This is a genomic window from Amazonocrinis nigriterrae CENA67 (assembly GCF_016056305.1).
In the GTDB taxonomy this organism is placed as follows: domain Bacteria; phylum Cyanobacteriota; class Cyanobacteriia; order Cyanobacteriales; family Nostocaceae; genus Amazonocrinis; species Amazonocrinis nigriterrae.
Genome location: NZ_JAECZC010000054.1, coordinates 1 through 9,502 on the forward strand (window position 1 = coordinate 1; position 9,502 = coordinate 9,502).

The 9,502-nt window shown below is 41.7% G+C and carries 5 protein-coding genes; 3 read left to right on the plus strand and 2 right to left on the minus strand.

Annotated features, from left to right (window positions below; genetic code table 11):
- Nucleotides 1-155 precede the first annotated feature (155 nt).
- Complete coding sequence (locus I8748_RS22110) at nucleotides 156-515, minus strand: hypothetical protein (protein WP_198126700.1); 360 nt, start codon at nucleotides 513-515, stop codon at nucleotides 156-158.
- 485 nt (nucleotides 516-1,000) lie between these two features.
- Entirely contained in the window at nucleotides 1,001-5,437 is a 4,437-nt protein-coding gene (locus I8748_RS22115) for an nSTAND1 domain-containing NTPase (protein WP_198126701.1), read from the minus strand.
- Nucleotides 5,438-6,064: 627 nt separating this feature from the next.
- Here I8748_RS22115 and I8748_RS22120 point away from each other — a divergent pair.
- From I8748_RS22120 to I8748_RS22130, 3 genes are all read left to right on the plus strand, one after another.
- Entirely contained in the window at nucleotides 6,065-6,532 is a 468-nt protein-coding gene (locus I8748_RS22120; RefSeq protein ID WP_198126702.1) for a hypothetical protein, read from the plus strand.
- Nucleotides 6,533-6,545: 13 nt separating this feature from the next.
- Nucleotides 6,546-7,859: a hypothetical protein gene (locus I8748_RS22125; protein ID WP_198126703.1), complete on the plus strand. Its 1,314-nt coding sequence runs from the start codon at nucleotides 6,546-6,548 to the stop codon at nucleotides 7,857-7,859.
- 206 nt (nucleotides 7,860-8,065) lie between these two features.
- The coding region (locus I8748_RS22130) for an ABC transporter ATP-binding protein (protein ID WP_198126704.1) at nucleotides 8,066-9,502 on the plus strand (1,437 nt) is incomplete at its 3' end.

The following is a 9,502-nucleotide window of genomic DNA, read 5'->3' on the forward strand; positions in this document are numbered from 1 at the left end:
GAGCAGGGGTGCAGGGGAGCAGGGGAGCAGGGGAGAAATAACTAATAACAATTCCCAATTCCCAATTCCCAATTCCCAATTCCCAATTCCCAATTCCCAATTCCCAATTCCCAATTCCCAATTCCCAATTCCCAATTCCCAATTCCCAATTCTACTTACTTTGGCAAAACCAAGCTTTGACGTGCAGTACGCTTGCGATCGCTTTTTCGAGTACCTCCAGCCATTTGATATTCGTGGCTATTGTTACCATATTTGTAAGCAATACCACGCAATATTTTCTCTGAATAGTCTGCTAAATCTTGTTCATTTTCGACTATCTGGGTTCGTAAGACATCGATAGTAGAGAGGATAGTATTGTATGTTTCTAGGAATTTTCTGAGGCTGTCAATTTTTTCAGTATAATCTTTAACTGTTAATCCTTCTCCGACATCGAGAGTTGGACTAATAGATTTAATGCTTGCTAGACGTGTTTCAGCTTTGCCCAAAGTACGTGAACTGCGTTTTTGTCTTGCCATAATTAATACTCATTCTCTAAACTACTGTTAACTCTATAGTGGACAATTGTTGAAAAAGTTGTCATACGTGAAATTGTTGATTTTTCTGAAAGAACCTAAAGTTTAAGTTCTTTAGAGCATTTTTTGCTAATTGAAACCACATTTGTTGCAGAAGTACAGCACTGCTGCATTGGTGTTAAGTTATGGCAGGGGACTGGGTGAAAAGTCTTTTTAAGGAAAGATGTTGTTACACAAGTCTGTTTCTAATAAGGTCAAGGCGGAAGTTGCTACAGGCTGCGCGAAACACGCAAACGTGAAGACGGAAGTTGCTGCAAGGAAGGCGGAAGTTGCTACAGGCTGCGCGAAACACGCAAACGTGAAGACGGAAGTTGCTGCAAGGAAGGCGGAAGTTGCTACAGAGAAGGTTGGAATTTGAATATCGCCCCGGAAGTTTCCCGAAAGTAAGATATTATCGCAGTAGCAATAATTGATTTCTGGTTGCAAAGCTAATTGCTCTTTGTACCAATGTCATCGCAGAGGGTGCGATCGCTCTTGCTCACATTGGGATTTGACTCTAGATAAGGACGTAGCCAATTGCAACTGTAGCTTATTAGATCCTCAAGGCTACCAGAAGTGATTAAATTCTTAAGTTGATTTGGGTATATATTCCAGAGTTTGACAGTATTGTCAGCACTAGCAGAAGCGATGGTTTTGCCATCGGGGCTGAATGCTACGCCATAGACTTCACTGCTATGCTTGTTGAAGGTGATGATTTCCTGACCTGTAGCCGCATTCCAGAGTTTCACGGTTTTGTCAGAACTAGCAGAAGCAATAGTCTTGCCATCCGAGCTAAATGCTACGCCCCAGACCACAGAGTTATGCCCGTTGAGGGTGGTAATTGTCTTACCTGTAGCCACATTCCAGAGTTTCACGGTATTGTCAGCACTAGCAGAAGCAATAGTCTTGCCATCAGGGCTAAATGCTACGCCCCAGACCGAATTACTATGCCCGTTGAAAGTGGTAATTGTCTTACCTGTAGCCACATTCCAGAGTTTGACGGTTTTGTCAGAACTTGCAGAAGCGATAGTCTTGCCATCAGGGCTGAATGCTACGCCCCAGACCCCATCACTATGTTCGTTGAGGGTGATGATTTCCTGACCTGTAGCCGCATTCCAGAGTTTCACGGTTTTGTCACCACTAGCAGAAGCGATAGTCTTGCCATCAGGGCTGAATGCTAAGCCCCAAATTCCATTGCTATGCTTGTTGAGGGTGGTAATTTTCTGACCTGTAACTACATTCCAGAGTTTCACTGTATTATCAGCACCAGTAGAAGCAATAGTCTTGCCATCAGGGCTGAACACTATGCCCCAGACTTCACTGCTATGACCCTTTAAGGTGGTGATTTCCTCACCTGTAGCTGCATTCCAGAGTTTCACGGTTTTGTCAGAACTTGCAGAAGCAATGGTCTTGCCATCCGGGCTGAATGCTACGCCCCAGACGACAGAGTTATGCCCGTTGATGGTAGTGATTTTCCCATCTGTAGCTGCATTCCAGAGTTTCACGGTTGTGTCAGCACTAGCAGAAGCGATGGTCTTGCCATCCGAGCTGAATGCTACGCTATAAACTGTATTGCTATGCCCGTTGAGGCTCGTGATTTCCTGACCTGTAGACGCATTCCAGAGTTTCACGGTTTTGTCAGAACTTGCAGAAGCAATGGTCTTGCCATCCGGGCTGAATGCTACGCTCAAGACCTTACTGCTATGACCCTTTAAGGTGGTAATTTCCTGACCTGTAGCCGCATTCCAGAGTTTGACAGTATTGTCAGCACTAGCAGAAGCGATGGTCTTGCCATCCGGGCTGAATGCTACGCCATAGACCGCATTACTATGCCCGTTGAAGGTGGTGATTTCCTGACCTGTAGACGCATTCCAAAGTTTCATGGTTTTGTCCCAACTAGCAGAAGCGATAGTCTTGCCATCAGGGCTGAATGCTACGCCCCAGACCAAATTACTATGCCCGTTGAGGGTGGTGATTTTCTTACCTGTAGCCACATTCCAGAGTTTGACGGTATTGTCAGCACTAGCAGAAGCGATAGTCTTGCCATCAGGGCTGAATGCTACGCCATAGACTTCACTGCTATGACCCTTTAGGGTGGTGATTTTCTTACCTGTAGCCGCATTCCAGAGTTTGACGGTTGTGTCAGCACTAGCAGAAGCGATGGTCTTGCCATCCGGGCTGAATGTTACACTCCAGACCGGATAGGTATGCTCCTTTAGAGTGATGATTTCCTTACCTGTAGCCGCATTCCAGAGTTTCACAGTTTTGTCCCAACTAGCAGAAGCGATGGTCTTGCTATCGGGGCTAAATGCTACGCTATAGACTAATGTGCTGTGTCCCTCCAAGCGGTTTTGCTCTTGAATATTGTAAATTGCTTGTTTTAGTGCAACTACAGCTTGCTGGTTAGCTGTTTGTTCTAAATTGGCATCCTTGACTGGTCTACCTGAAAGTTGTCTACCTGACTGTAGAGCTGCAACTAAAGCCTCAAAATGCTTGTTAGACAGTAGGAAAGTTTCAGAGGTTTGCGCCAGAGCAATGACACTTTGTTGTGTTTTTTGTATTGCTTCCTTGGCTTTGTTTTGAGCGTTATACCATTGATAAACCGCAAAAATAGCTACACCAGCTAACCCAATACTAAACATGGTGACAACTCGATTTTGCCGTCGTGCTGCTTTGAGCTTTTCTTGTTGGCGTTCTTTCTCTTCTCGAACTAGCTTATCGCGCCGTTCTTGACTCTTCTGAATGTACTCTTCGGCTACTCCATTCAGCATTTGCCAATCGCCAAACTTAGTTAAATATAACTCTGCTACTGCCAACCTGTCATTTTGTCTGAGGAATCCTGGCTTTTTCTCATTTTTCTCCCATTCTTGGGCTTCTGCTTCAATCTGTCGTTCAATGCCTATTCCCCACTTATATTCCTCTTTCCAATCCCGCAACTTTTTCCAGTGGCGGATTAAGGCTTCGTGGACAACATCTAAAATCACATCTTGGGAATCTGGCTCATCTGTCTTGGTAATTAATCGTGCGTCTTTAGCGGCTAACTTATCGCTTACCTGCTGCAAAAGTTCTAGGGAATGATGGGAATTAACCAACTCGCGTAAGCGCACGCGCCGCCTGACATCTATGGTTTCTCCCATTTGCGTCAATTCTAAAAAAATTCGCCGCGCCACAGTTTGTTCTGTGAGTGAAAGACTTTCATAAACTGCATCGGCGCGTTTTTGGAGTGTTCCTTCAACACCGCCTAAATCCTGATAAGTTTTGAGGCGGAGAAACTCATCACCTTGTTTTCTCGACTCCCGCCACAATTCTGTCAAAGTATACTGTAGCAGAGGTAAACTGCCAGGGTAATCTTCAACATCGTTAATTAGTTGCTGTTTTAATGTTCCTTCTATGCCTAACCCTACCCATTCAGCCGGTTTAGTAATTGCTTCTTCCAGTTCCTCACGGTTTAAGTGTTCGACGTTGATGTAAGGTTTATCTATTCTTTCGGCAAATTCGGGATATTCTCGCAATCTTCCCCGAAAATCCGATCGCATCCCTAACAAGATACACAGGTTATCTGTAGCGTCAATTAATGCTATCAAACAGTCAAAGAATTCTTGACGCTGACTGTCATTGCACATAGTGAAGCATTCTTCCAACTGGTCGATAATCAAAATCACTGGTGTGGTTAATGCTTGTAACCTCTTTGCGATGACATGAGCGATATCACGGTTCTCACTTGGTTGCAATACAGTTGGAACCCCACCCCGCATTTGCTCACGCAAATCCTCCCCTCCCCGTTCACGGGGAGGGGTTGGGGGTGGGGTTGCTGTTGTCTCTGGAAGAGAAAAATTAGGCAAGGAAACTGCAAAAGCTTGCTTTAAACTTTCCACAGGAGTTTCTTGCGGTGTAAATGGAGTAATATAAGTCCAGCGATCGCTTAGAGGAATCTCTTGTCCTAACTTTAGCTGATACAGTAACCCAGCCCTTAACAAAGATGATTTCCCACTACCGGAAGCTCCTAATACTGCAATTAAGCGATGATGATTTCTTACCTGTGCAATCAATTGTTGAGTTAGCGCACTCCGCCCAAAAAAGACCTCAGCATCTTGTTTGTTCTCGCTAAAATACAACAGGGAACGATAAGGACATTGATCCTGAAAGCTTTGTTGCGGAAATTTTGTGGTTAGCGGAATTGCTCGCTGGGAATTAGCAATTAAGGGACGCTGGGCTGTTTGAGCCATGCGCTTTTTGATGAAATCTGCTAATTTGTGGCTATTGATGATCCCATCTGGGTCTTTTTGTGGGTTTAATCCTTCAATTAACGCCTGTGTCAATAACCCCTGTGTGTGGGGGATTTCTATTCCAGTTTCATAGGAACGAGTGGCGGTAATCAAACAGTAATCTTTGTTTGTGGGAATAAATTTCAACAATTCCCCACCATAGCAACAATCTAGCCAGACAATCACTCGTTTAGCTTGGCTTGTTTGTAATTCCTCTCCCAACCAACTTAGAGGTATACCATAGATTTGTTCTCCAGGTAGAACATCGCTGGTAGCCAAAAAGACTTCTTCCTTTCCCGCCACAGTTTTACACCATCCATGTCCAGAAAAGAAAAATAACGCTGTTTCTGGGATAGGATTGGGAGGTGGAGGATTGAAGAGATTAGCGATCGCTTCAAGCAATTCTTGCACCCTTACCGCCCCTTGTGGGTCAATTTTACTTTGTCCCTTCTGGTTTAAGGTTCTAGGTAAACACTGAGCGCGAAAAGGTCTATAACCGTATTGTTCTAATTGTTCTGCAATTCTTTCTGCATCTTCTGCTGCTGCTGTTAGCGGCTTTAAGGTGGTGTAGTCTGGATAATAATTAATCCCAATAACTTGAGCTGCCCATTCCGATGCCATTGTTCTTACCTGACTAACCCTGAGAACTTTGTGTTGAACTGTAGGCAAAATTTGTCCACAGCTGAAATTTATTTTGCAGCTTTCTATTCACTAGATTATCTCTTGTAGAGATCAAAAACAAAAATTTAAATAAAAGTCATATGTGAAACTTGCATTTTCAAGATAAATACTTAAGCTAATTAGTGATGAGCAGCAAAGAAAGAATAGTTATTCTTTAATATTAAGTGCTAATCAATACTTATAATTTAAACCATAGATAAGCAAACACTTCAGCATATATGATTGCCAACCTTGACTGCCTAGCAATTAACCTGTAATTTTATAAGTAATTTGGCTGAGAAAATTTAGAAAAAAATTACCTGAATTTGTGAGAGTTAGCTACAATTACAATTGCAAATAACCATTGTTAAAAAAGATATTAATTTAGAAACTTAGTCGTACTTAGTTCAGTATGGTGCGTTACGGCTATGTAAAGATTTGAAAATTTTAGATAGTATCAGTTAGCTGTAAATCCCAGCAAATGAAATACTTTTTGCCTGTGTTAACGCAGTCTAAGCTGGAATATCTCTTTATAAATCATCTTTGAAATATGTCTATACTAGCTATAGTGAGTTTGACATAAAGACCATGAAAGTAAATGACAATACTATTATGGCTTTTCTTCTAGCTTTCCAAGGCTTAAATACTTCCCTCAGCCAACAAGAAAGACATAATTTAAAGGAACTTGCCAAGCAATTAGACTCTCAGCCAAAAGCTTGGGAAAATTATATTAAAAAACATTTGCTAGAGATAATTGCTGCTAATCCTGAATTAAATCAAGCTTATCAATTTTATAAATCTCAACTGGATACAATAGAAGAGATTCCTAACTATTTAATGCCTACGGAAGCTGAAATTAGTAGGCTCAATACTCTTGATAATGCTCCTATCACTAGAGGGTTTAAACCCAAATCAGAGGCTATAGACTATGAAACGCAAATAAATAATGTTGCAGTCATTGTTGGTAGTTCTGAGCAACCAGAAGAAACAGTTAAACAGGTCACTTTTCTGGATAAATGGAAACAATTTTTATCCCGGTCTCATTCTCTAAATTAGTTTTCCTTTGCTCATGAGCGATTTAATCTATCCTACTCTCGATTTATTTTTATATACTTTAAAAAGTCCTTTAAACGCCACTGAAGAAGAAATACAAAAAAACAAAGCAACTTTTTTAGCACAATTACCACCTGATACTCAATTCAACGATGCTGACATTGAAATTGAGTATTTAGAACTAACGTATCCTCCTCAAATTGACTTGCAGCCAACCAAGGAAATTTTAGAAGGATACTATTATACTGTGAGAATAAATGATACTTATGGCTTGCAAATTGATTGCTCCTTTAAAAATCAACTTGAAGCTCAATCAGCTAAATATTTTGAAATTTTAAAAGCTGAAATCACCCAAAAACTAAATTCACCACTATCTACAATTGGACAAACTTGGATGCTTTCTGGCTGGCTACCAGGTAACTCGCCTCGAAATCCTGAAGATATAGCTAAAGATTGCTATTGTGCTTTATTTACAGGTTCTTGGCAGCCAAATAGAGGTAGATTTTTAGACGCTACAGTTTTTGAGTTATCGCAGACAGATAACTTCAATCAGAGCATAGTTAATGTAAATAATCATATAAATCATAACGCACACCATGTAATTATTGCGATTTATCCTAATCGAGACAGTGCAGAAAAGGCTGCGGAATTTTATAGCGATTGGATGGGATTGTTTTGTTATCGCAGTAAGATTACCTGGGCTTATTGGCAAAGTCGTTTAGCCAAAGAATCTCTGGTCAACCATTTTCACAAAGTTGATAAAAATAGACAAGTTATCAATCAAAAGCACGATTCCCAAGAAAAGCAAAATATTGCAAATTCTCAAACAATATTAAATAATATTGATAATATTCTTCAAAAATATACAATAGATTTACTAAATCTGTCTTTTCAAAAACAAACGATTGAGATTAATTTAGCGAATTATCAAATTCGCTTGGCTTTGATTAAAGAGAAAGCAGGTAAAAATAATCAACTAGATTTTTTAGAAAAGTTTAGCAACCTAGCTCAGAAAAAATATTTACCGCAAATTACCAAAGATATCGAAAATATGCAGCTGGGGTTGCAACTTTTGGAAGATACAATTAACGCTACTCGCAGTCGTATAGAAGTCGAGAAATTAGAACGCGATCGCAACTTTCAAGAGCTTGTAGCTGTAGCTGGTGCTGGGATAGTAACGGTATCTCTAATAAAAGATACGGCAAAAGATTGTAAAGATATTTTTCAGCAAGTTCAGTTTTTTTGCAAATACCCTCTCAGTGCCAGTCTCATGCTTGGAATCATTGTTAGTTTTGTGGTTTGGTGGCTGAGAAAACGATGGCGATATTGAGAATCAGTAGGGCGGTGCAATTAAAGTGTCAGTTGTCAGTGGTCAGTTGTCAGTTGTCATTAGTTATTTATAGTCCCAATGCCCAATGACGGCAGGTGCTTCAAGTCGGCAAAGCCGCCCAACGCACTGCCTCCCCCATGCCCAATTCCTCATTCCCAATGTCCCATTCCCGTATATAATTTTCCCAAATATCAGGGTGAATTCCATTGGTGCAGCAATCAGAAATCCAAGAAACTTCGTCTATGCAGGCAATTTGGCGGGTACTGGGGAGTTTGAAAGCTTACCCTTGGACAACGCTTGGAGCTTTAGTTAGTTTGTTGTTATTGACACTTGCTAATGCTCTGACCCCGCAACTATTTCGCTGGGGAATCGATCACGGTATTGCCAAACAAAATTTACAAATTGTACTTTACAGCGCTGCTTGGATGGTAGTTGCTGCTGTAGCTCGCGGTGTGTTTAACTTTGGGCAAAGCTATTTAGCAGAGGCTGCATCTCAAGGTGTGGCCTATGATTTACGCAACAAAATTTTCAGCAAAATTCAAAATCTCAGTTTCAGCTTTCATGACCAAGCACAAACTTCCCAACTACTAACCCGGATGACCAGTGATATTGAGCAGATCCGCACATTTGTGGGTACTAACCTGATTCAGGTGATTGGTGGAGTTGTCACATTAGTGACAATTGCGGTGATTTTGCTGCTGATGAACTGGCGGCTGGCGTTAATTACTTTGACGGTGGTGCCTTTAACGGGATCGTTGATGGTGCGATTTATCAGCCGCAATAGTGTACTGTACGAGCAGATTCAACAACAACTGGGTGATTTGAATGCTGTATTACAAGAGAATTTAGTGGGAATACGGGTGGTAAAAGCTTTTGTGCGGGAATCTGCCGAAAGGTCGCGTTACACGAGCTTGAATGATAGCCTGCTTAAGGCAAACATGAAGACCATTCGCGCTATCCGTAATACCTTCCCGTTTATTTTTTTGTTAAGTAGTTTGGTAACGTTGGCAGTTTTCGGTTTTGGAGGGGCGCAGGTAATTGGGGGTCAGTTCTCTATTGGTGAACTGGTAGCGTTTAATTCCTATCTAGCATTGATTCTGCAACCGATTTTATTGATTGGATTTGCTGCACCTGCCATTGCTAGTGCAGCTGCTTCTGCCCAACGAGTGTATGAAGTGGTTGATGCAGAAGTGGAAATTCGCGATCGCTCTGGTGCCATCTCCTTTGATACTTGTGGTGGTAGAATCACCTTTGAGAATGTTTCCTTTCGCTATCCCGGCTCGACAACCGAAGCCCTCAAAGGAGTTTCCTTTGAAACCAAGCCCAAGGAATTGATCGCCGTGTTGGGGATGACAGGTTCGGGAAAAAGCACAATTATGAATTTGCTTGCCCGCTTTTACGATGTGACAGGGGGAGCGATTCGCATTGACGGGCGGGATGTGCGGGATTTTACACTGAAAAGTTTAAGAAGTCATATTGGCATTGTCTTCCAAGAAACCACATTGTTTTCCGGGACTATCCGCGAAAATATTGCCTATGCCAAACCCAACGCACTGCTAGAAGAGGTAATTTCAGTAGCCAAAACTGCCCAGATTCATGATTTTATCGCCAGCTTGCCCGATGGCTACGAGACGATTGTCGGT

Bases quoted from the DNA above. Each gene is read 5' to 3' on its own strand.
- I8748_RS22110 (WP_198126700.1), bottom strand. From the start codon at position 515: ATGGCAAGACAAAAACGCAGTTCACGTACTTTGGGCAAAGCTGAAACA.
- I8748_RS22115 (WP_198126701.1), bottom strand. From the start codon at position 5,437: ATGGCATCGGAATGGGCAGCTCAAGTTATTGGGATTAATTATTATCCA.
- I8748_RS22120 (WP_198126702.1), top strand. From the start codon at position 6,065: ATGAAAGTAAATGACAATACTATTATGGCTTTTCTTCTAGCTTTCCAA.
- I8748_RS22125 (WP_198126703.1), top strand. From the start codon at position 6,546: ATGAGCGATTTAATCTATCCTACTCTCGATTTATTTTTATATACTTTA.